The organism is Rhodospirillales bacterium (assembly GCA_020638175.1).
Classification (GTDB): Bacteria; Pseudomonadota; Alphaproteobacteria; order Micavibrionales; family Micavibrionaceae; genus JACKJA01.
Window position 1 is genome coordinate 1,297,547 of record JACKJA010000002.1, and the last position, 23,524, is coordinate 1,321,070.

Below are 23,524 nucleotides of genomic sequence, written 5' to 3' on the forward strand. Positions count from 1 at the left end.
TTTTCAAAAGGTTTTTTTCATGTCATAACAGGGATCGCATGACTGATTTTGATACAGATAAAATTTCCTATATTCGTCAGCGGCTGGACCGCCCCATTGTTTTGATCGGACTGATGGGCGCCGGGAAAAGCCGGATTGGCCGGATGTTGGGGCACGCGCTGGAGATGTCGTTCGTCGATGCGGACGACGAAATCGAGTGTGCCGCCGGCATGAGTGTGAGCGAAATTTTCGAGCGCTATGGAGAACCTTATTTTCGTGACGGGGAAAAACGTGTGATGGCTCGCTTGCTGGGGGAAGGCGTGCAGGTGATCGCTGCCGGCGGCGGGGCCGTCATGACGCCGGAGACAGCAGATGCCATATGGAAAAAATCACTCTCGCTTTGGATAAAGGCGGATATCCCGGTGATCGTCGAGCGAACGGCGCGCAACGACCGGCGCCCGCTTTTGCAGACGGAAAACCCCGAAAAAGTGCTGAAAGAGCTGGCGGAGAAGCGCTATCCTGTTTATCAAAAGGCTGATATCGTTGTCGAAAGCGATGAGGGCAGCCCGGAAACTGTTCTGGCCCAAGCGATCGACAGGCTTTATGATTTTTTACATGAACAGCAAAGAACGTAATCGCAGGAATAATCTGTAAATGAGTGAGCAGCATACTATCGCAGTCGATCTGGGCGACCGGTCCTATGACATTCATATCGGGCAGGAATTGCTGTCTGATATTACCGCCTACATTCCGTTGGATCTGACGGGACGGTCGTTGTTTGTCCTGACGGATGAAAATGTTTCCAATCCCCATGCGATGAAGGTTTACAGCGCCCTGAAACGGGCCTTGCCGGAAAGCATCCAGATGTTGGCGGTGTCGGCGGGCGAGCAAAGCAAATCATTTGAGACATACCAGAGCGTAATCAGCTGGATGCTGGATCATGGCGTAACGCGCCAGTCTGTTCTGGTGGCGGTCGGCGGCGGCGTGGTCGGTGATCTGGCGGGGTTCGCGGCGGCGACCGTTATGCGCGGCATCCCGTTTGTACAGGTGCCGACAACATTGCTGTCTCAGGTCGACAGTTCCGTGGGCGGCAAAACCGGAATTAACGTGCCGCAGGGAAAAAATCTGGTCGGGGCGTTTTACCAGCCGGTCAGCGTTGTCTGCGATCTGGATACGCTGACGACCTTACCGCGGCGGGAGCTGTTGGCGGGATACGCGGAAGTCGTCAAATACGGATTGATTAACGACCCGGAATTTTTCATCTGGCTGGAAAAAGAAAGCCCCAAACTGCTGGAGGGCGACCGGCAGGCTTTGGCCAAGGCTATCGAAACATCGTGCCGGAAAAAAACCGAGATCGTCGCACAGGACGAACGGGAAAGCGGCGTGCGCGCCTTGCTCAATCTGGGGCATACGTTCGGGCATGCGCTGGAAGCGGCAGCGGGGTATGACGGGCGGCTGCTGCATGGCGAAGCTGTCGCGATCGGAACCGTCATGGCTTATAACCTGTCGGCACGGCTGGGGCTGTGCCCGCACGAAGATGCTCGGCGTGTGCAGGATCATTTTGCGGCAGCAGGCCTGCCGACCAGGGCCGGCATGATCTTTCCGCCGCTTGAAAATATCGACGCGGAAGGGCTGGCGGCTCTCATGAAACATGATAAAAAGGCTACGGCACAACGGATCAACTTCATTTTGACGCGCGGGGTCGGACGGGCCTTCATAGCGCCGGTGGATGATATGAACGACGTAAAAGAAATTTTGAACGAGTCTTTACAAGGGGCAGCATAAAAATGGACACGGGTTTGCTTTTTTCAATTTTGGCGGTTTTGTTACTGCTGGTTTTGTCCGGTTTCTTTTCCGGATCGGAAACGGCACTGACGGCGGTGTCACGGGCGCGGATGCATGCGCTGGCCAAGGACGGCAATAAACGTGCCGCCATGGTCAATGACATACGGGAACGCAAAGAGCGCATGATCGGCGCGTTGCTGCTGGGGAATAACCTTGTCAATATTCTGGCCACAGCCCTGTCGACCAGTATCCTGATTACTCTGGTCGGGGAAGCCGGTGTATTTTATGCCACGATTGCCATGACCCTGCTGGTCCTGATCTTCGCGGAGGTTCTGCCCAAGACCTATACGCTCCATCATGCCGATCAGGCCGCCATGGCGATTGCCCCGATTATCCGCGTCATCGTATTTGTTTTTGCACCGGTGACACAGATGGTATCGGCGATTGTACGGCTTGTCCTGAAAATGTTTGGCGTTGATATTTCCGTTGTGGCGGTCGGCAGCAATGTCGAGGAATTGCGTGGCGTTATCGAGATGCATCAGGGTGAGGATGAAGAGGTTCAGGAACAACGGGCGATGTTGCGCTCCATCCTTGATCTGCCGGATGTCGACGTGGGCGAGATTATGGTTCACCGGAAAAATGTAATCATGATTGATGCCGGTTTGCCGATCGACAAGCTGGTGGAAGTCGTTCTCGACAGCCCCTATACGCGGCTGCCGTTGTGGAAAGATGATCCTGAAAACATTGTCGGGGTGATCCACGTCAAAACCCTGCTCAAGGAAATGCAGTCCCGCGATGGCCAGATCGGTTCGATCAAGGTTGAAGATTTTGCATCCGAGCCATGGTTTGTGCCTGAAACAACAACCTTGAGCGAACAGCTCAAGGCCTTCCGCCAGCGCCGGGAACATTTTGCGCTGGTCGTCGATGAATATGGCTCTCTGAAGGGGGTTGTGACACTGGAGGATATTATTGAGGAAATCGTCGGCGAGGTCGAAGACGAATATGACGAGCGCGTCGCCGGTGTGCGCCGCCAGTCCGATGGCAGCTATCTGGCCGAGGGTACCGTTACGATCCGCGACTTAAACCGGGAATTTGAATGGAACCTGCCGAGCGAGGATTATTCAACCATCGCCGGATTGATCTTGCATGAATCGCAAATGATCCCGGATGCCGGTCAGCGCTTTACATTTTTCGGCTTCCAGTTTGATGTCGTCCGCCGTCAGAGAAACCAGATTACGCTGGTTCGGGTTGTGCCGCCGGCGGAGCCTGACAAGGGGTAGGGCGCTCTCCGTCATCAAGTTCGACTTCTACGGGCACCAGAGTATAAATCTCTGTTGCGTTTGCCGCCGCTACCGTAAAGCCTTCAATGCGCTTCAGGGGGAATGTCTCCGGCAGGGCATCCTGCGGATAGCCTTCAGGGTTTCGCAGCATCAGGGAAAATTCACAAATATTATCCCTTGAATTGATCGGCAGGATACAGGCGATCATGGCGCTGGCTTGCGCTGTCGTCACGTCAATATCATTGAGTTTCAAATGTTCGCGGATTTGCCGGATGGCCAGAACTTGGAGGGCGTGCGCCAGAGAGGTGTTTTTATCGTCCCGGCGTTCAGGAGCGTGCTTGTTGAAAAGAGCCGACGGATCCCTGCGGCTCGGTATGTCGTGAAGGGATTCATGCATATCGACGCCGGGGCGGCTCATCTGCAGATGCGTATGCATGGACGGTTTTTTCACAACGGTTACCTCTGTTCTGTGCGCGTGTTCAAGATGCGCTCCAGCTAGAGATAGAACACCGTTTAGTGTTATGTCAAACTATTTTGCCGTGACAGTGTTTGTATTTATTGCCGCTACCACAAGGGCAAAGGGCGTTACGCTGAACCTTGCCCCATGTTTCCGGGTCGTCCTTGTTAAAAGCCCGTCGTTCCGGGAAGGGCGCGACATTGGACCGTGCCTGTTCGGGGCGGGGACCGCCGCTCCCCATCAGGGCCGGGTCTTGCCGTGTTTCGCGGGTCGGCGTGGAGGCCGCGCGGCGCATCAGCAAGGATCCCGCATCGGCGTCGACATTCAGCTCAACCAGGGACAAAAGCTGCGTTGTGCTCTCGCGTAACTGGTCCAGCATGGCTTCGAACATACCGAAAGCCTCTGTTTTATATTCGTTGAGCGGATCGCGCTGGCCAAAGGCCCGCAGGCTGATCCCCTGCCGTAAATGGTCGAGATTGAGCAAATGCTCTTTCCAGTGCTTGTCGAGCTGTTGTAAAAGCAAAGCCTTTTCCATTTTGCGGAAAATATCCGGCCCGGTATTGGCTGCTTTTTCGGCCATTTTACGGTCGGCGGCATCGTTGATGCGTTCGCTGACTTCTTCTTCAGTGACGCCTTCTTCCTTGGCCCAGTCTTCTATCGGCAGGTCGAGAGCCAAAACCCGTGTGACTTCGGATTTAAGCGTGTCGATATCCCATTGCTCGACATAGGAACGGAACGGAATGCAATTATTGATGATGGCTTCAATAACGTCATAGCGCATTTCCGATAACAGCTCTTCGGCGTCGTCGGCGGCCATGATTTCCCGGCGCTGGTCATAGATCACCTTGCGCTGGTCGTTCATGACGTTGTCGAATTTGAGCAGGTTTTTACGAATCTCGAAGTTTTGCGCTTCGACCTTGGCCTGCGCCCGTTCCAGAGCTTTGGAAATCCACGGGTGGGTCAGGGCTTCGCCATCGCGCAAACCGATATGCTTGTGCGACAGCAGCATTTCCATTTTGTCGGAGCCGAAAATCCGCATCAGGTCGTCTTCCAGCGACAGGAAGAAAATCGTGCCGCCGGGGTCGCCTTGCCGTCCGGAACGTCCGCGAAGCTGGTTGTCGATCCGGCGGGATTCGTGACGCTCGGTGCCGATGATAAACAAGCCGCCGGCTTCTTTGACGGTTTCCTTGTCGCGGGCGACTTCTTCGCGGATTTTGGCAATCGCTTTTTCTTTTTTCGCGTCTGTCCAGCTCTCGTCAACTTCGTCGGCAATCCGCATTTCGGCGTCACCGCCCATTTTAATATCGGTCCCGCGGCCCGCCATGTTGGTGGCGATTGTCACGGCGCCGGGGCGCCCGGCTTGCGAAATGATCTGGGCTTCCTGCTCGTGATAACGGGCGTTCAGGACGCTGTGCGGAATTTTGTGTTTTTTGAGCTGTTCCGCCAGCTTTTCCGATTTGTCGATGGAAATCGTACCAACCAGCACAGGCTGGTTGCGCTCCCGGCATTCTTCAATCTGCTGGATAATGGCTTCGTCTTTTTCAGCCAGCGATTTATAGATTTTGTCATCATGGTCGATACGGGAAACCGGCACGTTGGTCGGGATTTCCACTACGCCCAGATTATAGATACTGGCGAATTCGGCCGCTTCGGTCATGGCCGTCCCGGTCATGCCGGCCAGTTTGGGATACATGCGGAAATAGTTCTGGAAGGTAATCGAGGCCAGCGTTTGGTTTTCATTCTGAATCGCGACTTTTTCCTTGGCTTCCAGCGCCTGATGCAATCCTTCGGAGAACCGGCGGCCTTCCATCATCCGGCCTGTGAATTCGTCGATAATCACGACCTTGTCGTCTTTGACGATATAATCCGTATCCGGCGCAAACAGTTTGTGGGCGCGAAGAGCCTGGTTCACATGGTGGACAAGGGTAATATTCTGGGCATCATAAAGATTGCCTTCCGTGATAAGTCCGGCTTGATCCAGCAACGTTTCGACATGCTCGGTCCCGCGCTCGTTCAGGATCACGGTTTTCATCTTTTCATCGACTTCGTAGTCAGCTGATTCAAGCTGGGGGATGATTTTATCGACGGCGACATAAAGCTCTGACGAGTTTTCCGACGGACCGGAAATAATCAGCGGCGTCCGCGCTTCATCAATCAGGATAGAGTCAACCTCATCGACAATCGCAAAATTGAAATCGCGCTGGGACATATCTTCCAGCCGGTATTTCATGTTGTCACGCAGGTAATCAAACCCGAATTCGTTGTTGGTGCCGTACGTCACATCGGCGGCATAAGCCGCGCGGCGATCATGGTCCTGCAGGTCATGGGTGATGCAGCCGACACTTAGGCCAAGAAACTTGTAAATTTGCCCCATCCATTCGGCGTCCCGTTTGGCGAGGTAATCGTTAACGGTCACAACGTGAACGCCCTTGCCGCCGACCGCATTCAAATAAGTGGGCAGGGTTGCAACCAGCGTTTTACCTTCCCCGGTTTTCATCTCGGCGATTTTGCTGTCGTTTAGAACTAGTCCTCCGACCAACTGCACATCGAAATGCCGTTGCCCCAGCGTCCGTTTTGCAGCTTCCCGTACGACCGCGAATGCTTCGTGGGTCAGGCTGTCGAGAGGCTCGCCGTTATCCAGTCGCTGGCGGAACTCAGCCGTCATGGCCTGCAACTCGGCATCTTTCAATTTCATGAACCGGCTTTCCAGTTCATTGATCGGGGCAACATGCTTGTAGAAATTTTTTAAAACACGGTCATTGCTGGAGCCGAATATTTTTGTGGCCAGATTAATCAGCATTCAAAAGTCCTCGAATTCTTTATTTATGATTCACGCCCTTTGTATTTAAGACTCACAGCGCGAGGCTCTCATGGATATAAAGCGCCATTACCGGCCCGTCAATGCGCCTTTTACAGGAAGCCATGTGAACAATCACAAGAAAAGGCTTTATTTCCACTTGTCCCGGCGATAGATTGATGCAGTTTCATTCACTTATTTATATCTGGAAAAGGAAGGAATTGTTCGAGATGGAACAAAAGAAATCAAACAAAACGCTGGTCGTGGTGGCAATCGTAGCCATCTTGGTGATCGCCGGGGCCGCGTTGTTCATGCTGTCGGCGAACGGTGTTGCGGAAAGCGAAGAAAAAGGTGAAGCGCCCGCTTCGGCTGAAGTGCCGGAAATTCGTCCGGGTAACCCTGTTGTCGGGAAAATCGGCGATCAGGACATTATGCGTGTTGATGTTTTGAATTTCATCAGCAGCCTGCCGGAGCAAGTGCGTCAGATGCCGATTCAAAACCTGTTCCCGATGGCTCTGGAACAAGTGATTAACAACAAGATCGTCAGTCAGCGTTCCGCCGAAGCCGGTCTGGATGATGATGCCGAAGTTAAACAGCTTGTCGCACAGGCAAAACAGCAGATCGTCCAAAACGTATATATCGAGCGTCAGGTTAAAGAAAAAATGACCGAAGAACGCCTCAAGAAAGCCTATGACGATGCCGTCAAGAAAATGGGCAAGGTTGAGGAAGTTCGGGCCCGTCATATCCTGGTTGAGGATGAAGCCAAAGCCAAGGAACTGATTGGCAAGCTTGATGAAGGTGCGTCTTTCGAAGAACTGGCCAAGGAAAACTCCACAGGGCCGACTGGTCCAAATGGCGGCGATCTGGGTTACTTTACCAAAGAATCCATGGTGCCTGAATTTGCCGACGCTGCGTTTGCCATGAAGCCGGGTGAATACTCAAAAGAACCGGTTAAAACCCAGTTTGGCTGGCATGTGATCAAGGTTGAAGACAGCCGCGATCGTCCGGCACCTGAATATGAAGCTGTGAAACCGCAGCTGCAAGCTCAGGTTCGTCAGGAAATCGTCGCCGAGCTTATTGAAAAATGGCAGAAAAATGCCAAAGTCAAAAAGTTCGACATCAACGGCGACCCGGTTAAAAAATAAGCGGGTACAGCTAACCAGTTAAAAAAAACCGCAGTTTTTTAAAGCTGCGGTTTTTTTGCGAAAGGAGAGAAAAATGGCTCAATTTATGGGATGTTCGCAGGCTCTGGAAATGGACAAGCCGGTTATGCCGGAAAAGCCTGTGGTGCTGGTCGCCGCCGCCGCCCTGATTGATACGGACGGGCGCGTGCTGTTGGCGCAGCGTCCGGAGGGCAAAGCAATGGCCGGGCTGTGGGAATTTCCCGGCGGCAAGGTACATGAGGGGGAGACACCCGAATATGCCTTGATGCGCGAACTGGAAGAGGAACTGGGTATTGAAACGCGCCCGTGTTGCTTTTCTCCCGTGGCTTTCGCGTCCCATGACTATGACGACTTTCATTTGTTAATGCCGGTTTTTGCCTGCCGGATGTGGAAGGGAATCGTAACGCCGCGCGAAGGGCAGGCACTTAAATGGTTGCTGCCCCGTGATCTCGGTAACGATCCGATGCCCGACGCCGATATCCCGCTGGTCAGCCAGTTACAGCTTGTATTATGATGACGGACAATGGATTGCTCGGTTTATGATCTGAAAGCGTTTTATGAGTCACGGGCCGGTCGCTTGATGCGCCGGATTCTCGGCGCGCATATTTATGAATTTTGGCCGGATTTAAAAGATATGCGGGTTTTGGGCTGCGGCTATGCCATGCCCTATCTTTCGGCGTTTCAGGATAAAACCGAACGGGCCGTAGCTTTGACAACGGCGCAGGCCGGCGTTCATCACTGGCCTGCTGGCCGTCCGGGCAAGGTGGCGCTGGCGGAAGAAGCGCTCTTGCCGCTGGAAACCGAATCGGTCGACCGGATTTTGCTGATACACGGCTTTGAGTTCAGCAGACACCCTGATGAATTGTTGCAAGAGCTGTGGCGCGTTCTCAAAAGCAATGGGCGGCTTTTAATTGTTGTGCCCAACCGTCTGGGAATGTGGGCGCGGGCCGACTGGACGCCGTTCGGCCATGGTACGCCCTATACGGCCGGCCAGATTACCCGCCATCTGGAACGGAACCTGTTCGTGCATGAGCGCACAGATCGCGGCCTGTTTATGCCGCCTTTCCGGTCTTTTATGGTGCTGCGCACGGCATATTCTCTGGAAAGCTTCGGGCATTTTTTCTTTCCGGGACTGGCGGGCGTTCATCTGGTCGAGGCCAGTAAACAGCTTTATGCCGGGGCCGGGCGCGCAAAAACGGCGAAAGGGCAGCGGGTTTTGGTGGCCAAACCGGTTACGACCAGCTAAAAAGATAAATCTTGTGTAATCTCGTTTGAATATTGGAAAAGCCGATGTCAAAAACCGTAGCGGCCTTGCGGCAACAAATAGATGTTCTGGATAACCAGATGCTTGATCTGCTGATGCAGCGGGCGGATCTGGTTTTAAAAATCGGCGAAGAAAAACGCAAAAACGGCATACAGGTTGTCCAGCCTGACCGTGAAGCCGTCATGGTGCGGCGCTTGCTGGATCGTCACCGGGGGCCGCTGCCGCGCGAGGCCGTCGTGCGGATATGGCGGGAGCTTGTCGGCGCTGTATCGCTGCTGCAAACCGGCCTGAAGGTGATCGTGACCGTGCCGGAAGGACCGTCCGGCATTACGCACTGGGACATGGCCAAGGATTACTTCAGTTCTGTTTTACCCATGGCGCGGGCCAGCAATGCTCTGGCGGCGGTCGCCGCTGTGCGTGAAAAAGAGGCAACCTTTGCCGTTTTGCCATGGCCGGAAGATGGCGATACAAACCCGTGGTGGCGCTTTTTGATCGAAGAAGACCCACAGGACGGGATGCGGATTGCCGCGCGTCTGCCGCTGGGCGACCGGAGCGCGCAGGATAGCAATCCCGAACATAAAGCCTTGGTCGTTGCGCGTTTGAAATTTGAGCCTTCGGGTGCGGATCGGTCCTTTTTGGCGCTGGAGGACGGTCAGTCCATCAGCCGCGGTCGGCTGGTTGATAAGGCCGGAGCCATCGGCCTGAAGGTGCGGAGCATCCATAGCTCTTTGTCTCCGGCGGGGAATTTGCATTTGCTGGAAGTCGACGATTACGTGGCCGCGGATGATCCTCGGCTGGAAGAGCTGCGGGAAAAACTCGAGATGACAACAGGCAAGTGCGTTTGTCTGGGCGGGTATCCCGTGCCGCCGGTTTACGGCGATAAAGTGGGGCGCAATGCTGTGGCGGGTGCAAACGGAAAATCATAAATGTTCAAGCAGGTCACGATTATTGGTTTTGGATTGATCGGCTCGTCATTGGCCCGGGCGATCCGTATGCATAATCTGGCGCAGCGCATTGTCTGTCTCGATAACGTGCAGGCTGTCTGTGACCGGGTGATTGAACTGGGGCTGGCCGACGAAGCCACCACAAACCCGGTGACGGGGGTACGTGGCAGTGATCTGGTTATTCTGGCCGTGCCGGTGGGGGCTTGCGAAGCCGTTGCCTCGAACATCGCCGCCTCGCTGGAGGAAGGGTGCATCGTCACCGATGTGGGGTCGGTCAAACAAAGCGTAATCGAATCTGTTGAACCCTATATTCCCGATCATGCGCACTTTGTCCCCGCGCACCCGATTGCCGGGACTGAAAAATCCGGTCCCGATGCCGGGTTTCCCGAACTGTTTATCAATCGCTGGGTAATCATCACCCCGACACCGGAAACCGATGTGCAGGCCGTCGGCAAAATCGTCCAGCTATGGGAGGCCTGTGGCTCCGTTTGTGAAATCATGGATCCGCGGCACCATGATTTGATTTTGGGCGTGACATCCCATTTGCCGCACCTGATTGCTTATACGATTGTCGGCACAGCCGATGACCTGGAAGACGACATTAAAAACGAAGTCGTTAAATTCTCGGCGTCCGGTTTCCGGGATTTCACCCGGCTGGCGGCATCGAACCCGGTGATGTGGCGGGATATTTTCCTGACCAACAAAGACGCTGTTCTGGAGATGCTACAGCGCTTTTCCGAAGATTTAACAGCTCTGCAAAAAGCCATTCGTAAAAATGACGGGCGGTTTTTGCATGATTTTTTTGCCCGCACCGCCCATATTCGCCGTGAAGTGATTGAACAGGGGCAGGCCACATATGTCTATCCGGACAAGGAAAGCCAGAAAACCGTCCCGGAAGCGCATTAGGCTTGGGGTTTATACCCGGCCTCGGCCATCAGGCGATAACTCGTGCCTTCCAGCGTTTCTTCCAACTCTTTTAACACGGCAGCCGTATCTTTTTCCGGCATAATCGGCGGCAGGAATTCGAATACAACCGTCCCCGGCTTTTTGACCCAGCTATGCCGCGGCCAGAAGGCACCCGTGTTAAGCGCCAGCGGGATGATGGGCAGTTGCGTGGCTTCCTGAATACGGGCCACCCCGGCACGGTAAGGTTTGTCTTTGGGCGTTTCATATGGCCAGACCCGCGTGCCCTGCGGGAAAATAACCATCGGGCGGCCTTGCTCTTTGACATGCAGGGCCCCCTCAACAATCTGCTGCATAGCAGCTTTACCGGCGCTGCGGTCGATGGCGATCGGGTCGATCTTGGCTAGAAACTGTCCCCAAAGCGGGATTCTCAGCAATTCCCGCTTTAAAACAATCGCCGGATCGTTGAACAGGATATTGAGCTTGAATGTCTCATAGGGCGACTGGTGCTTGGCCGCAACGATATAAGCGCCGCTTTGCGGCAGGTTCTCGATCCCGCGCACTTCGTAATCCAGACCGGCAATGTATTTTTCAAGAAAATGCACCGTGTGAACAAACAGCGCCACAATTCCCATCGCCTGTTTTTTCGGCAGTAACAACCCCGGCAGGCATACAACGCACATAAGCGCTGTCGTGCCGTACAGAGCCATATTGAACAGGGTGGAACGCAAGAACAGGATCATGATTTTGTCTTTTTGAGTTTTGTTCTAAGCCACGTCAGGATGGTTTTGTTGTATTCGCTAAACACCAACTGGCGGTACGCCTGCTTCGTTTCTGCCGGGGCCATGGTTATCAGGGGATGCGGAACAATCGTAACGTCATCCGGCAGCGCCGCCTCAAACTCCAGCCGGGCGCGCGGCATGTGATAGGCCGCGGTGAGCAACCGCAGGGATCTCACATTGTTACGGCTAACCCACAGGGCGCTTTCTTCGGCATTTTGTGTGGTGTTGCGGGCCTTGTGTCCCAGCGTGATACAGCACGGAACCAGAACGACCGGGGCTTCCGGTCTCCACAGCGCGATTAAATCGTTGAGCGTTACGGAATCATGAACGCCGCTGATGAAAAGTTGCCCTGATTTCTTTTGTTCCAGCAAGTCGATCCCTGTGTTTACCCGGTCGGGACCGCCGGTCAGGACAATAATGGCATCGGTCTTTTGATCCGGCAGGGGTGTCAATGCCTGCCGATCAAGGGCGGCACTGAAGCATACAAATCCTGCGATCCAGACAAACAGGCCGAGAGAGAGAAGAATGACAGTTATTTTTAGAAAACGGATCAAATTTAATCTCCCTTAGGGCATCTGGGCCAGAACGCGGTAAACCGTCAATCGGGCGGTGAAGGTGGCAATCAGGGCGGCAATGACCGGCAGCGCCGCGAGAACAGCCATTTGCATCCCGGTCAGGTGAAAGTCAGGCAATAAATTAATATCCATGCGCCCGGAAAGCCAGCCAATGATAAACAAAGTAAGGGCGCCGATCATCATGCCCGCCAATCCGCCCTGAAAAGCCAGAATCAACGAATGACGCTGGAACTGCCGCGCGATATAACGGTCGGCAGCACCCATCAGGTGCAGCAATTCAACTTCCTCATGATGAATGGCCATGCGGGCCTGAATGGCGCCGGCGACCGCGGTGACGGTTGTAATGGCAATGACAAAGGTCAACAGCGCGGCGGCAAATTGCAGGGCGCCGGTAAAACGCAGCAGGTCTTTCAGCCAGCCTTCATGCGTTTCCAGCCGCGCGTGCGGCGCGATGTCCTTAATGCGGGCCGCGAGAGCGTGCAGCGCTTCGGGTTTCGTGTTTTTAACCAACTCGGCGCTAATCAGGCCGGGCAGGGGTAAATCGCCGGGAAGCTGGCTGTCGCCCAGCCATGGCCGGACCAGTTCGCGGATATCGCTTTCGCTCATGACGGTCGTGCGGGCGATTTCCGGACGATCATTCAGCATCGCCGCAATTTTTGAAGACAACAATTTGATCTCGTCCGATGTTAAAAGCTTGCCGTCAGTATCCTCCGCTGGAATTTCAACCGTAATACGCCCTTCCAGCCCCGACGACCAGCGTTCGGTCATCGCCTGCAGGGCAAAGGAACCGGACAGCGCCAGCATCCCCAGCCACGTCATAAGGGCAATCAAAAGCAGCAAAAACCGCGTACCTGCGCCTTTGTTCAAAGGCAGGTCATAGCGGCGTTTATGGCGGGCGACCCCAAGGGATCTTTGTTTTTTTGTCATCTAGAAAACCCCGTCCAGTTTGCGCTTGATCCAGCTTTTAGGCTCTTCGGTACGCAGACCTCCGCCATCCAGAACCAGCCGCATATGAGCGAAACGGTCCATCATCTGTTGGCTGTGGGTGGCGACAACAATGGTCGTGCCCATGCGGTTGAGCTGTTCAAACAAATTCATCAGGCGCATGCCGATTTCATCATCGAGGTTCCCGGTTGGCTCGTCAGCCAGCAACAGGCGCGGGCGGGTAATCACGGCGCGGGCGATGGCAATGCGCTGTTGCTGCCCGCCCGACATGGTGTGCGGCAGGACATGCATATGCTCCCCCAGCCCGACCCATTCCAGAAGTTCGGCAACGTTGTCGCGAATTTCTTTCTCCGGTTTGCCTTGAATCCGTAGGGGCAGGGCAACATTATCAAATGCCGACATGTGGTTTAGCAGGCGAAAGTCCTGAAAAACCACGCCGACCCGTTGGCGCAGGGGCGCGAGCTGTTCGCGCGTCATGCTATTGATATTCTGCCCGAACATGCTGACCAGTCCGCGCGTCGGCCGCCGCCCCAGATAGAGCAGGGACATCAGGGAGGTTTTCCCTGCGCCGCTTGGCCCGGACAGAAAATGGAATGATCCCGGCTCCAGTGAAAAATTGATATCGCTGAGAACCTCCGGGCCAATCCCGTAGCGCAGGCCGACATGTTCGAAAGTAATCATTGTGTGTCGGCCTCTTCGGGCATGATTTGTTTTGTCAGGATCAAACGCAGGGCATCGGCGCGGGTATAGGCGTTTTCAATAGCGCGCGCTGCGGTCAGTGCTTCTTCATATTGCCCCTTGCCTGCAAAAATCCGGGAAACGGCACTGCGGGCACGGTCGCGATAAGGCGGGCTTTCAATCCCGGCAATGCTCTGCAAGGCTTGATCCAGCTTGTTTTGTTTGGCCTCTACCTCGGCAATTTCCTCATAGGCTTTGTCACGCTGGGAAAGATTGTCGATGGAAACCGTCGTTGCCCGGCCATCGTCATCGAACCCGGCCAGAACCTGGCCTTTGGCGACATAACGCAGGGCAATCGGACGGGAAGCATCGCTTTCAATTTCCTGTGCGGCCAGAATCAGGCTGTCATACAGGGCTTTTTTCTCTGTATCGGATAAGTCCGTTTCCGCGGCGGCGACGCCGATCCCGCGAATGGTCATGGCCCGCGTATCGGAATTCTCGACTTTTTCGATCAGGGCCAGCGCTTCATCGGTCTTTTTTTCATGAGTTAAAAGCTTCGCCAGTTCGCGGTAGGTTTGATCCCGCCAGCGCGCCTCATCGATTTTTTCACTGACTGTTTCCAGTTCCTTCAACAGGCACGCGGTATCTTTCGCGGCGCAGACCTTGGCGTCCTGACTCAGCGCTGTCAGGGGCATGCCAAGGACAAAGGCAAGAAAAAGTAACATATTCATAGACTTCGTATTCATATCCGCTAACTTCCCGATTGTTCAAAATCTTTTATATAGGTTATACTTACGCTTTGGAATGTTCATCTGGCTAATCCATGATTTTAACCTGTGAAAAATGCGCGACAAGATTTCTGGTCTCGGCCTCGGCTTTGGGGGCAACGGGCCGTCGTGTGCGCTGCTCCCAATGCGCGCATGAATGGTTTCAGGAACCGGAAGAGGGCGCTGACACGAGCGGCGCATGGGATGAATCGGATGATGATATGCTCATCGATCTGGGGGAACAGGCCGTAGATTCTGTCGAGGAAGAGCCTGTTGCACAGGAAATGTCTGTGGACGAATTCCTTGCTGACGAGCCTGATGACGAGGAGTCCGCAGAGGATGAAACGTTCGATGATGGCGACGAAGAAGACTTTTCGGGGGACGATGTCGCGGATGAACTGGACGAAGACATCCCCGATTCGATCAAGCCGTTGCCGGTTACAGCCGACGAAGAGGCCGCACCTGTCACGGGATCTGGGGAGCCATGGACGGGCTATGCCGCCGCGGCTGGCATCTTCGTTCTGATTTTTGTGGGTTTGCTGGCTTTGAAAGGGCCGTTGACGACGGCCATGCCCTCGACGGCCGGGCTGTACAAGCTGCTGGGGATTTCGACAGCCGTGCCGGGCGAGGGGCTTATCTTTGACGGTGTGCGGGCCGATATCGAAACGGACTCTCACGGAGCGCCCGTCCTCAGGATCAAAGGCAACCTGATAAATCTGGGTGAAAAACCCATAGATGTTCCGGCGCTTTTGGCCTCTGTCCGCAAAGAGGGCGATGAAGTATTGCATAGCTGGGTCATTGACGCCCCGCAGCCGGAGATCGCCCCGCATGAGGAACTTACCTTTTCTGCAGAAACGGTCGATGTGCCGGAAGAGGCGCGCGCGGTGAACGTCACTTTCGTTCTGGGCGGAACGGCTCCTGATAAGGGGAGCGATGCGCTGGAAGAGGAGTATGCCGCGGACTCTCATGAGGAACCGGCCAAGCCGGAATCCTCACACGAAGCGCCTGCTCATGGTAATGACTCCCATGGCGGCGGACATCATTAAAGCCAGTCGGGAATAGTTTCCTGCGCCAGAATATCTTCCACGCTTTGCCGCTCATGGATCAGGGCATGCTTGTCACCATCAACCAGAATTTCCGCCGGCAGGCTGCGCGTGTTGTAGTTGGAAGCCATGACATAGCCATAGGCGCCGCTGACCATGATTGCCAGCAAGTCACCGGGCATGGCGGGGGGAAGGTGACGGCCTTTGGCAAAAGTATCCCCGGTTTCGCAAATCGGCCCGACGATATCATAGGTTTTCATCGGCTCGTCCCGGTTTTCAACCATACGAATAGGATGAAAGGCGTCATACATCGCCGGACGTGCCAGGTCGTTCATGCCGGAATCGACAATCACAAAAGATTTGTGCTGCCCTTCCTTGACGTAAAGCGCGCGGGTCAGCAAAAGCCCGGCTTCCCCGGTAATCATCCGTCCGGGTTCCAGGATAATCTGTGTGTCCAGCGGATGGATGATGTCACGGACAAGGGTGGCATAGCTTTTCAGGCACGGCGCTTTTTCCTGATTGTAAACGACCCCAAGGCCGCCGCCGAGATCAAGCGTTGTAAGCGGCAAGCCTTGCTCTTTTATCCACTGTGCCAGATCGGCCAGCTTTTTGAAGGCGGCGGCAAACGGCTCAAGCGTTGTAAGCTGGGATCCGATATGCAGGCTCAGCCCTTGCGGCTCCAGCCACGGATGATCGGCGGCCCGGCGGTAAAGCACTTCAACTTCCTCGCGCAGCATCCCGAATTTGTTTTCCTTGGTTCCGGTGGTGATTTTGGCATGTGTTCCGGCATCTTCATCCGGATTAAGACGCAGGGCGATCGGAGCCTTGATCCCGATTTTTTCGGCCAGCACAGCGATATGTTCCATTTCCGGCGCGGACTCGACGTTGATCTGCAAGATGCCGGATTTAAGGGCCGATATGATTTCCGCATCACTTTTCCCAACGCCTGAAAAAACGGTTTTGGGCGCAGAGATGCCTGCCGCCTGCGCTCTTTTTAATTCGCCGCCGGAGACAATATCAATCCCCAGCCCCAGCGTTTGCAGCAGCTTTAAGACGGCAATATTGCTGTTAGCCTTGCATGCGAAAGCGATCAGGGGCTGTGCGTGTTCCGGCAGGGTGTCCAGAAAAGCCTGTTGCAGCGCCCTGACGTTGGCCCTGATTTTCGAGGCGCTGTAAACATACGATGGCGTGCCGTAAACGGCGGCTATTTCCGTCAGCGATATGTCATCGGCATACAAAACACCGTTTTTATCAGTAAAGCCTGTCATGAAAACGTCCTCAATAAGGTTCGGGAGACGGATCGGTCGAAACATCCGGATAGGTACGCGGATAGGTGTCGTTTTCGACTCCCGGCGGTGCATCAAGGGAATTCGGTTTTATTCCGCAAGCCCCCAGAAGCATCGTGGACAGGAACAGGCCCGCGAGGATATAATAAAAAGATAGAGGGCGCATGAGGTGCCTTTCTTGTTTGTCTTTCTGTATTCCTTAGAGGATAGGGGTCATGGTTTCAACCCTCTTGTCGGGACGTCGCGCGGTTTTCCTTCTATGCGGCATTATGCTGTTAGGGGCGCTGGCCCCGGCTTACGCCACGGATGCGCCGGCCCCCGGAAGCATTTGTCCAGCGGCGCAAGACAATAAACCGGAAGCAGGCCCTTTGTTTTTATCGACGAAGGTCGACGATAACGTTTTTGTCATGAATTACCCCCCGGCGCCGTTTTCGGATTCGGAAACGACGCTTTACGATGAAGCGGATAATCCGCACGCCCTGAAAGATGTCCTGAAAGGCCATTATTCCCTGATTAATTTCTGGGCGACATGGTGTACGCCTTGTGTGCTTGAAATGCCGACCTTGAGCCGGTTAAGCCAAACCCCTTTGTCCGAAACATTTCAGGTTGTTTTTATTTCGATGGATTATCCGGAAAATGCCGCCAGTCTGAAGGCTAAAATGGCACAAAGTTCGCTGCCGGAGATATCAGGCTATTATACGGCGGTAGATGACCGGTTGTGGCGGCAGATTATGATGTACGGTGTGCCGTCCAGCTATCTGATAAACCCGGACGGCGAGGTCGTGTATACGATTACCGGCGGCGTTGACTGGATGGCGCCGGATGTTCTTTCCTTCCTTAAAATGGTGATAGACCAAGACAACGGATAGATTTTATTGTATGAATAAGAGGACTTTTTTTGCCGTCGCTTATCTTTTGTAAAGATTTTTACAGTCATAATTGAAGAATTCACACCGCAGCACAGAAGTAGGGGTATGCAGGGGTATATACAACAAGATTCACGCCAGATTAACGTTCAAACCCTGACGCAAGAACAACTGAATGAGATTGTTGAGTTGCACAGGCTTTTTACGGAGGGGCGCAATGGCGGCCGTCGGGCAATCCTGCGCCGCATTGACCTGTCGGGACTGTCTCTGAAGGATAAGAACTTAAGTCAGGCAGACCTGAGCGGCTGTGACATGACGGATATGGATTTATCCGGCGCCAATTTCCATGAAGCCTGTTTATATGCCTGTAATTTAAGTCATGCCAATTTGCACCGGACATGCTTTGTGCGGGCCGATTTACGCGGATCGAAAATTGAAAACGCCGATCTGAAGGAAGCCAATCTCGATTCGGCGGATTTGCGGAGCGGCGGGCTGGCCAGTGACGGCGACTTTACGGCCCAGCCCCAGAACGTCAATTTCCGGGGGGCTAATCTGGCTGGCGCGAGATTGTCGGGAACGCTGGCGAACAACGCTGATTTCTCCGATGCTATCATGGCGAAAACCGATTTGAGCGGCGCCGATCTGAGCGGCGCCCGGTTTGAGGGGGCGGACCTGACCGAAGCCGAAATTCGCGGCGCCCAACTGGGCGGGGCCAATATGCGTTCGGCGATTTTAACCGGCGTTCGGCTGGAGGAAATCAAAAGCAGCGGCGTTGATCTGGAAGGCTCTATCACGGATGAGAATGTCGGAAAATCCATCCGCGATCTGAAAAGCCCGTTGCCTGTCATGATTAAGGAACACCGTAACTGGGTGGCCAGCGTCGGCAAAGAGGGACGGCAGCTTGATCTGAGCGGCTATGACCTGCGGACGTTGTTGTCCTTGTCCGGCGAGAAACTGACGGCTCTGAAGGCTGTGGGTGCGCGCTGGTGTGGTATGGATTTGACGGATATTCACTTGCAAAGCTCGATCCTTAATGACGGTGACTTCCGAAGCTGTTTTCTCAAAGGGGCTGATTTTCGGGCCAGCAGCCTTAAGGGCGCACGGTTCAGTCACGCTGATTTGCGCGGCGCCGATTTTAATCCGCTTTACTTCGAGGCCGGCGGTCAGAAACATGCTAGCCCGACAACGATGGACGGCGTGAATATGCGCTATGCGAATTGCACCGGCACCAAGTTCCGCCAGGTTTCCTTCAAAAATGCCGATTTGGCTAACGCGGATTTTGCAGCGGCGGATTTACGGGCGGCGGACTTCACGGGCGCGAATCTGGACGGTGTGAATTTTGAAGGCGCGCAAATGGAAGGCGCAATTTTTGATGAGGGGGTCGGGCCTTAATCAGGTTTACGGGCGCTCATAAAGTAATTCACATCAACATCTTTATCCGATATCTGAAATTCACCGCTTAATGGATTGATAACCAATCCTTTTTCGTTAACGGCGCTTAGCCCGGCGTGCCGGAGTGATGCCGCCAGTTCGCTGGGCCGTACGAACTTGTCCCAGCTATGCGTGCCGCGGGGCACCCAGCGCAGGATATATTCGGCGGCGATAATGCTCATGGCATAGGATTTGGCTGTGCGGTTCAGGGTGGAAAAAATAATAAGCCCGCCCGGTTTGCACAAAGCCGCACAAGACTCAATAAACGCATCCCGGTCGGCGACATGCTCGATGATTTCCAGCGCCAAAACGACGTCATACCGACCGGATTCTTTGGGAAGGAGGCTTTCGGCAGAACCGTTACGGTAGGCAATATCCAGTCCCGACTGGGCGGCATGGGCGATGGCGACATCAATCGCATTGCGGTCCGCGTCAATGCCGTTTACATCCGCGCCCAGACGGGCCATTGGCTCGCACACCAGTCCGCCGCCGCAGCCGATATCCAAAACCTTCAGCCCTTTAAAAGGCGCCAAAGAAGCCGGATCGGACAAACTGAAATGGTCTTCGATCTGTTGGCGGATATAGCTCATACGCGCCGGGTTCAGGCGATGCAACGGGCGGAACGGACCGCTCTCATCCCACCAGTGCGCAGAGTCCTTTGCAAAATTTTCAATTTCCTGCACATCAATAGTGTTGTTTTCTGAAGCAGGCATGAATCTTCCTTTGCATTTTCGTGTTCGGGTTTGTAAAGGTATTAATAATCCATTGAGGGTGCGAAAGCAATGAAACGAATTGTAGTGAAATTCGGCGGGACGTCCGTTGCGGATATAGAAAAAATCGAGCATGCGGCCGGGAAAGTGGCCGAGGAAGTGCGGCGCGGCAATCAGGTCGCCGTCGTGGTTTCGGCGATGTCCGGCGTGACCAATCAACTGGTCGATTATTGTCACCAGATCAGCCCCGACCATGATCCGTGCGAATATGACACGGTGGTCGCCAGCGGGGAGCAAGTGACCTCCGGCCTGATGGCGCTGGCTCTTCAGAAACGAGGGATTGCGGCGCGATCTTGGCAAGGCTGGCAGGTGCCGATCCGCTGCGATAATTCGCATGGCAAGGCCCGCATTCGCCGGATCGGCGGCGAGGCCATGGTTGAATCTCTGGAAAACGGCGAGGTTGCGGTTCTGGCCGGGTTTCAGGGCATCGGTGATGATAACCGGATTACCACGCTGGGGCGCGGCGGTTCGGATACCTCGGCTGTGGCGCTGGCGGCGGTGGTAAAGGCCGATCGCTGTGATATCTATACCGACGTTGACGGCGTTTATACGGCCGATCCGCGCATTGTGCCTAAGGCCCGGAAACTGGACGTTATATCGTATGAAGAAATGCTGGAAATGGCGTCCATGGGCGCCAAGGTTTTACAGGTGCGCTCCGTCGAAATGGCAATGAAGCGCGGCGTGCCTGTACAGGTGCTTTCAACGTTTGAAGGGCCGGTCGGCAGCGATATGCCGGGAACGCTCGTGACAAAAGAGGAGGATATCGTGGAAGATGAAATCGTCAACGGGGTGACCTGTGACCGGAGCGAAGCCAAAATTACACTGGTCGGCGTGACTGACGTGCCGGGGATTGCGGCAAAGATTTTTTCACCGCTGGCGGACGCCAATATCAACGTTGATATGATCGTCCAGAACGTTTCGCATGATGGTCGGTCAACGGATATGACCTTTACGGTTCCCAAAACGGAACTCAATCATGCACTGGGTATTATCAAGGCTATCGACGGCGTCGAACAGAAAGACATATTGTCAAATGATGCGCTGACCAAGGTGTCTGTGGTCGGGATCGGTATGAAAAGCCATGCCGGCGTGGCGCGGACGATGTTTAGTACCTTGGCCTACAAGGGAATTAACATCCACGTGATTTCCACATCCGAGATTAAAATCAGCGTCCTGATCGACGATGAATATACGGAACTGGCCATGCGGGCATTGCATGATGCTTACGGTCTGGATCAATCATAAATCTGGCTAATTTAAAAAAATTATCCTATACATAAGCCTATGCAGCAAAATACGGATCAAACCCAGCAATCCCAACAATGGGATTACTATAACGCGGATATCCCGGTGGGGTATATTCTGCGCCGTACGCGCGAGCATTACGGGCAAACGCTGGCGGATGTCGAGGCAATTTTGCGTATCCGGGCATGCCAGCTCGAAGCGATCGAAGAGGGACGCTCCGAAGATTTGCCGGGCCGGGTGTATGCGATCGGTTTTGTCCGGGCTTATGCCGAATATCTGGGGCTGCCGCCGGACGATATCGTTCATCTGTTCAAGATACAGGTAGCCGGGGCGGGTGGTCATCGGCCTTCGTTGCAAATGCCGGTCGCGGCGTCAGAGAGTAAAATTCCGGGCCGTTACATTCTGGCGGCGTCTTTGACGGCTTTGGTTGCCATCATTGCGGGCCTGTTGATGACAGCCGGAAATCATGAAATTCAGCCGGCGGCGGGAATTCCCCCGGTGCCCCAGACGATGAAAGAAAAAAGCGCTGATTTGTCCTTGATGGACAATATGCCTCTGGAAGGCGCGCTATACGCCGCGATTGAAACGGCGGCGGGCGATCCCGCGTGGCTGGAACCTGGCACAGATGTGTCTTCGGCCATGATTATCGAAGCGACAGACAAAGCCTGGGTGGAAATTCGCGCGAAAGATGATACGGTTTTGCTGTCCCGCATCTTGGAGAAGGGCGAAAGCTTCTCCGTCCCCGTGGCGGAAGGGCTGGTTCTCGATACCGGCAACATGGGCGCGCTATCCTTCACCATAGGCGGGCGGGCTCTGCCGGTTGAGGCGGCGGATGGTGAAATCCGCCGGGGCGTGGAACTGGATAAATTATTGCCGGCAAGCACGGAGCCTGCCGCAGGAGATGCCTATGAGTAAAGATCATACCCAAGTGCGCCCGTGGCGGCATATTGAACGCCGTAAAAGCCGTCAGATCATGGTGGGCAATGTCCCGGTCGGCGGTGATGCCCCGATTACGGTCCAGACCATGACCAACACCCTGACCTCGGACGTGCAGGCGACGATTAACCAGATCAAAGCCGCCGAAGCCGCCGGGGTGGACATTATTCGCGTGTCGTGCCCGGATGAAGAGTCCAGCGCGGCCCTGAAACACATTGTGCCAGCCGTAAACGTCCCGGTTGTGGCGGATATTCACTTCCACTATAAACGTGCGATCGAGGCCGCCCAAAACGGCGCGGCGTGCCTGCGGATCAATCCCGGCAACATCGGCAACGAACAGCGCGTCCGTGATGTGATTCAGGCCGCCAAGGATCATGGCTGCTCGATGCGGATTGGCGTGAATGCCGGGTCACTGGAACGGGATTTGCTGGAAAAATATGGGGAACCATGTCCCGATGCCATGCTGGAAAGCGCTCAGCGCCATATCCAGATCCTTGAGGATCACGATTTCTTTGATTTTAAAATATCGGTCAAGGCCTCTGACGTCTTTATGTCTGTGGCGGCCTATCAAATGTTGGCCGAGGCATGCGATTACCCGCTGCATCTGGGCATAACTGAGGCAGGTGGACTGACGACGGGGACGGTTAAATCCGCGATCGGGATCGGCAACCTACTCTGGGCGGGGATCGGCGATACCATCCGCGTGTCGCTCTCGGCCGATGTAACGGAAGAAGTCAAAGTCGGTTTTGAAATCCTGAAGTCATTGGGCCTGCGTCACCGCGGCGTCAATGTGATTTCCTGTCCGTCCTGCGCGCGCCAGAATTTCGATGTGATCGGCACGGTATCCAAACTGGAAGAACGCCTGTCGCACATTTCCACGCCCATGACGCTTTCCGTGATCGGCTGCGTCGTCAACGGCCCTGGCGAAGCGCTGATGACCGATATCGGCCTGACCGGCGGTGGATCGGGAACGCACCAGATTTACCTGTCCGGCGATAAAGCCCACCGCCTGAAAGAAGGTGACGAAAGCATCATCGACCACCTCGTCCGCATGGTAGAGGACAAAGCCGCTGAAATCGAAGCGCATAAAGAAGCGCATAAAGAAGCCGCGGAATAAGATGAGCTTTGTCGAGCGCGCCGAGCTGATTATCAACACGATCGAATATCTGACGATTGCCACGGTCTGCCCGGATGGCACGCCTTGGAATTCACCGGTTTATACCTCGTTTGATGAAAACCTGAACTTTCATTGGAAATCATGGACGGAAAATCAGCACTCCCGGAACATCGGTGCGGGTGCGACCGTATTTACGGTGATCTATGATAGCCGGGCCAAGGCGGGAGAGGGCGAAGGCGTGTTCATGAAAGGATTTGCCCGGCCTTTGATGGCGGAGGATGAAGCGGAAATCCGCCATGCCTATGACCTTTCGGTCCGCCGTGCGGGGCGTTCGGCCTCGACGTGCGATAGCCTGATAGAAGGCAATCCTCGCCGGGTTTATAAATTCACACCTTCACAAATCTGGATGAATGACGGCAGCACCAAAAATGGAAGCTTCATTGACGTCCGCCATGAACTCGATATAGAAATGCTGAAAAAAGAAATTCAGCAATATATTCCGGAATAAAAA

Annotated in this window: 25 protein-coding genes; 15 read left to right on the plus strand and 10 right to left on the minus strand. The window is 54.5% G+C overall.

All coding sequences use genetic code 11. From position 1 onward, the window contains the following. Positions 1-38 precede the first annotated feature (38 nt). The 3 genes from H6868_06285 to H6868_06295 are packed head-to-tail and all read left to right on the plus strand — an operon-like array spanning position 39 to position 3,044. Complete coding sequence (locus H6868_06285; protein MCB9988927.1) at positions 39-614, plus strand: shikimate kinase; 576 nt, start codon at positions 39-41, stop codon at positions 612-614. A 19-nt stretch (positions 615-633) separates the two neighbouring features. Then, a complete protein-coding gene (locus H6868_06290; GenBank protein MCB9988928.1) occupies positions 634-1,764 on the plus strand; it encodes a 3-dehydroquinate synthase in 1,131 nt (376 codons plus the stop codon). 2 nt (positions 1,765-1,766) lie between these two features. Beyond that, positions 1,767-3,044: an HlyC/CorC family transporter gene (locus tag H6868_06295; GenBank protein MCB9988929.1), complete on the plus strand. Its 1,278-nt coding sequence runs from the start codon at positions 1,767-1,769 to the stop codon at positions 3,042-3,044. Here H6868_06295 and H6868_06300 read toward each other — a convergent pair. Beyond that, positions 2,998-3,480, minus strand: a complete 483-nt coding sequence (locus tag H6868_06300; protein MCB9988930.1) for a hypothetical protein — start codon at positions 3,478-3,480, stop codon at positions 2,998-3,000. The two genes, H6868_06295 and H6868_06300, sit on opposite strands and share 47 nt — an antisense overlap. Before the next feature lie 88 nt (positions 3,481-3,568). Continuing rightward, the gene (gene secA, locus H6868_06305; protein ID MCB9988931.1) at positions 3,569-6,301 is read right to left on the minus strand and encodes a preprotein translocase subunit SecA; all 2,733 of its coding nucleotides are present in this window, start codon (positions 6,299-6,301) and stop codon (positions 3,569-3,571) included. Between the two features lie 227 nt (positions 6,302-6,528). Here secA and H6868_06310 point away from each other — a divergent pair, with 227 nt between their 5' ends. The 5 genes from H6868_06310 to H6868_06330 all read left to right on the plus strand — a co-directional run bounded on the left by H6868_06310 (position 6,529) and on the right by H6868_06330 (position 10,575). Then, the gene (locus tag H6868_06310) at positions 6,529-7,443 is read left to right on the plus strand and encodes a peptidylprolyl isomerase (protein ID MCB9988932.1); all 915 of its coding nucleotides are present in this window, start codon (positions 6,529-6,531) and stop codon (positions 7,441-7,443) included. A gap of 124 nt (positions 7,444-7,567) precedes the next feature. Continuing rightward, on the plus strand, positions 7,568-7,975 hold the full coding sequence (locus tag H6868_06315) for a (deoxy)nucleoside triphosphate pyrophosphohydrolase (GenBank protein ID MCB9988933.1): 408 nt from the start codon (positions 7,568-7,570) through the stop codon (positions 7,973-7,975). Positions 7,976-7,984: 9 nt separating this feature from the next. Beyond that, a complete protein-coding gene (locus tag H6868_06320) occupies positions 7,985-8,707 on the plus strand; it encodes a methyltransferase domain-containing protein (protein ID MCB9988934.1) in 723 nt (240 codons plus the stop codon). Between the two features lie 44 nt (positions 8,708-8,751). Continuing rightward, positions 8,752-9,651 carry a chorismate mutase gene (gene pheA / locus H6868_06325; protein MCB9988935.1) on the plus strand — a complete coding sequence of 300 codons (900 nt, stop codon included), beginning with the start codon at positions 8,752-8,754 and terminating at the stop codon, positions 9,649-9,651. Next, positions 9,652-10,575: a prephenate/arogenate dehydrogenase family protein gene (locus tag H6868_06330; GenBank protein MCB9988936.1), complete on the plus strand. Its 924-nt coding sequence runs from the start codon at positions 9,652-9,654 to the stop codon at positions 10,573-10,575. On the opposite strand, the gene H6868_06335 is transcribed toward H6868_06330, so the two are convergent. Genes H6868_06335 through H6868_06355 form a run of 5 tightly spaced genes read right to left on the minus strand, consistent with a single transcriptional unit; the run spans position 10,572 to position 14,277 of the window. Next, the gene (locus H6868_06335; protein ID MCB9988937.1) at positions 10,572-11,315 is read right to left on the minus strand and encodes a 1-acyl-sn-glycerol-3-phosphate acyltransferase; all 744 of its coding nucleotides are present in this window, start codon (positions 11,313-11,315) and stop codon (positions 10,572-10,574) included. The two genes, H6868_06330 and H6868_06335, sit on opposite strands and share 4 nt — an antisense overlap. Continuing rightward, a complete protein-coding gene (locus H6868_06340; protein MCB9988938.1) occupies positions 11,312-11,908 on the minus strand; it encodes a YdcF family protein in 597 nt (198 codons plus the stop codon). Before H6868_06340 ends, H6868_06335 begins: the two co-directional genes overlap by 4 nt. Positions 11,909-11,920: 12 nt before the next feature. Then, a complete protein-coding gene (locus tag H6868_06345) occupies positions 11,921-12,856 on the minus strand; it encodes a permease (protein MCB9988939.1) in 936 nt (311 codons plus the stop codon). Continuing rightward, positions 12,857-13,555, minus strand: a complete 699-nt coding sequence (ftsE, locus tag H6868_06350) for a cell division ATP-binding protein FtsE (protein MCB9988940.1) — start codon at positions 13,553-13,555, stop codon at positions 12,857-12,859. Further along, positions 13,552-14,277, minus strand: a complete 726-nt coding sequence (locus H6868_06355; protein ID MCB9988941.1) for a hypothetical protein — start codon at positions 14,275-14,277, stop codon at positions 13,552-13,554. The genes ftsE and H6868_06355 overlap by 4 nt, the downstream gene beginning before the upstream one ends. A gap of 98 nt (positions 14,278-14,375) precedes the next feature. Here H6868_06355 and H6868_06360 point away from each other — a divergent pair, with 98 nt between their 5' ends. Beyond that, the gene (locus tag H6868_06360; GenBank protein MCB9988942.1) at positions 14,376-15,365 is read left to right on the plus strand and encodes a zinc-ribbon domain-containing protein; all 990 of its coding nucleotides are present in this window, start codon (positions 14,376-14,378) and stop codon (positions 15,363-15,365) included. Here H6868_06360 and lysA read toward each other — a convergent pair. After that, complete coding sequence (gene lysA / locus H6868_06365) at positions 15,362-16,630, minus strand: diaminopimelate decarboxylase (GenBank protein MCB9988943.1); 1,269 nt, start codon at positions 16,628-16,630, stop codon at positions 15,362-15,364. The two genes, H6868_06360 and lysA, sit on opposite strands and share 4 nt — an antisense overlap. A gap of 10 nt (positions 16,631-16,640) precedes the next feature. Continuing rightward, a complete protein-coding gene (locus tag H6868_06370; GenBank protein MCB9988944.1) occupies positions 16,641-16,814 on the minus strand; it encodes a hypothetical protein in 174 nt (57 codons plus the stop codon). A gap of 49 nt (positions 16,815-16,863) precedes the next feature. Between H6868_06370 and H6868_06375 the strand changes: the two genes are divergently transcribed. After that, complete coding sequence (locus H6868_06375) at positions 16,864-17,517, plus strand: TlpA family protein disulfide reductase (protein MCB9988945.1); 654 nt, start codon at positions 16,864-16,866, stop codon at positions 17,515-17,517. Between the two features lie 153 nt (positions 17,518-17,670). Next, a complete protein-coding gene (locus H6868_06380; protein MCB9988946.1) occupies positions 17,671-18,906 on the plus strand; it encodes a pentapeptide repeat-containing protein in 1,236 nt (411 codons plus the stop codon). Here the strand turns inward: H6868_06380 and ubiG are convergent. After that, on the minus strand, positions 18,903-19,658 hold the full coding sequence (gene ubiG / locus H6868_06385; GenBank protein ID MCB9988947.1) for a bifunctional 2-polyprenyl-6-hydroxyphenol methylase/3-demethylubiquinol 3-O-methyltransferase UbiG: 756 nt from the start codon (positions 19,656-19,658) through the stop codon (positions 18,903-18,905). The two genes, H6868_06380 and ubiG, sit on opposite strands and share 4 nt — an antisense overlap. A gap of 69 nt (positions 19,659-19,727) precedes the next feature. Here ubiG and H6868_06390 point away from each other — a divergent pair, with 69 nt between their 5' ends. The 4 genes from H6868_06390 to H6868_06405 are packed head-to-tail and all read left to right on the plus strand — an operon-like array spanning position 19,728 to position 23,521. Further along, a complete protein-coding gene (locus H6868_06390) occupies positions 19,728-20,960 on the plus strand; it encodes an aspartate kinase (GenBank protein MCB9988948.1) in 1,233 nt (410 codons plus the stop codon). Positions 20,961-20,999: 39 nt separating this feature from the next. After that, complete coding sequence (locus H6868_06395) at positions 21,000-21,875, plus strand: DUF4115 domain-containing protein (GenBank protein ID MCB9988949.1); 876 nt, start codon at positions 21,000-21,002, stop codon at positions 21,873-21,875. Beyond that, positions 21,868-23,013, plus strand: a complete 1,146-nt coding sequence (ispG, locus tag H6868_06400) for a flavodoxin-dependent (E)-4-hydroxy-3-methylbut-2-enyl-diphosphate synthase (GenBank protein ID MCB9988950.1) — start codon at positions 21,868-21,870, stop codon at positions 23,011-23,013. The genes H6868_06395 and ispG overlap by 8 nt, the downstream gene beginning before the upstream one ends. Before the next feature lies 1 nt (position 23,014). Then, positions 23,015-23,521, plus strand: coding sequence for a hypothetical protein (locus H6868_06405; GenBank protein ID MCB9988951.1), 507 nt, complete (start codon positions 23,015-23,017; stop codon positions 23,519-23,521). The last annotated feature ends 3 nt before the right edge of the window (positions 23,522-23,524 follow it).

Excerpts from the sequence above, each read along its gene's own strand:
- H6868_06295 (MCB9988929.1), top strand. The coding sequence starts at position 1,767 with ATGGACACGGGTTTGCTTTTTTCAATTTTGGCGGTTTTGTTACTGCTG.
- lysA (MCB9988943.1), bottom strand. The coding sequence starts at position 16,630 with ATGACAGGCTTTACTGATAAAAACGGTGTTTTGTATGCCGATGACATA.
- ftsE (MCB9988940.1), bottom strand. The coding sequence starts at position 13,555 with ATGATTACTTTCGAACATGTCGGCCTGCGCTACGGGATTGGCCCGGAG.
- H6868_06290 (MCB9988928.1), top strand. The coding sequence starts at position 634 with ATGAGTGAGCAGCATACTATCGCAGTCGATCTGGGCGACCGGTCCTAT.
- H6868_06360 (MCB9988942.1), top strand. The coding sequence starts at position 14,376 with ATGATTTTAACCTGTGAAAAATGCGCGACAAGATTTCTGGTCTCGGCC.
- H6868_06320 (MCB9988934.1), top strand. The coding sequence starts at position 7,985 with ATGGATTGCTCGGTTTATGATCTGAAAGCGTTTTATGAGTCACGGGCC.
- H6868_06375 (MCB9988945.1), top strand. The coding sequence starts at position 16,864 with ATGGTTTCAACCCTCTTGTCGGGACGTCGCGCGGTTTTCCTTCTATGC.
- H6868_06405 (MCB9988951.1), top strand. The coding sequence starts at position 23,015 with ATGAGCTTTGTCGAGCGCGCCGAGCTGATTATCAACACGATCGAATAT.
- H6868_06345 (MCB9988939.1), bottom strand. The coding sequence starts at position 12,856 with ATGACAAAAAAACAAAGATCCCTTGGGGTCGCCCGCCATAAACGCCGC.
- H6868_06330 (MCB9988936.1), top strand. The coding sequence starts at position 9,652 with ATGTTCAAGCAGGTCACGATTATTGGTTTTGGATTGATCGGCTCGTCA.
- H6868_06315 (MCB9988933.1), top strand. The coding sequence starts at position 7,568 with ATGCCGGAAAAGCCTGTGGTGCTGGTCGCCGCCGCCGCCCTGATTGAT.
- H6868_06335 (MCB9988937.1), bottom strand. The coding sequence starts at position 11,315 with ATGATCCTGTTCTTGCGTTCCACCCTGTTCAATATGGCTCTGTACGGC.
- ispG (MCB9988950.1), top strand. The coding sequence starts at position 21,868 with ATGAGTAAAGATCATACCCAAGTGCGCCCGTGGCGGCATATTGAACGC.
- H6868_06310 (MCB9988932.1), top strand. The coding sequence starts at position 6,529 with ATGGAACAAAAGAAATCAAACAAAACGCTGGTCGTGGTGGCAATCGTA.
- H6868_06370 (MCB9988944.1), bottom strand. The coding sequence starts at position 16,814 with ATGCGCCCTCTATCTTTTTATTATATCCTCGCGGGCCTGTTCCTGTCC.
- H6868_06355 (MCB9988941.1), bottom strand. The coding sequence starts at position 14,277 with ATGTTACTTTTTCTTGCCTTTGTCCTTGGCATGCCCCTGACAGCGCTG.
- H6868_06395 (MCB9988949.1), top strand. The coding sequence starts at position 21,000 with ATGCAGCAAAATACGGATCAAACCCAGCAATCCCAACAATGGGATTAC.
- H6868_06300 (MCB9988930.1), bottom strand. The coding sequence starts at position 3,480 with ATGCATACGCATCTGCAGATGAGCCGCCCCGGCGTCGATATGCATGAA.
- ubiG (MCB9988947.1), bottom strand. The coding sequence starts at position 19,658 with ATGCCTGCTTCAGAAAACAACACTATTGATGTGCAGGAAATTGAAAAT.
- pheA (MCB9988935.1), top strand. The coding sequence starts at position 8,752 with ATGTCAAAAACCGTAGCGGCCTTGCGGCAACAAATAGATGTTCTGGAT.
- H6868_06285 (MCB9988927.1), top strand. The coding sequence starts at position 39 with ATGACTGATTTTGATACAGATAAAATTTCCTATATTCGTCAGCGGCTG.
- secA (MCB9988931.1), bottom strand. The coding sequence starts at position 6,301 with ATGCTGATTAATCTGGCCACAAAAATATTCGGCTCCAGCAATGACCGT.
- H6868_06390 (MCB9988948.1), top strand. The coding sequence starts at position 19,728 with ATGAAACGAATTGTAGTGAAATTCGGCGGGACGTCCGTTGCGGATATA.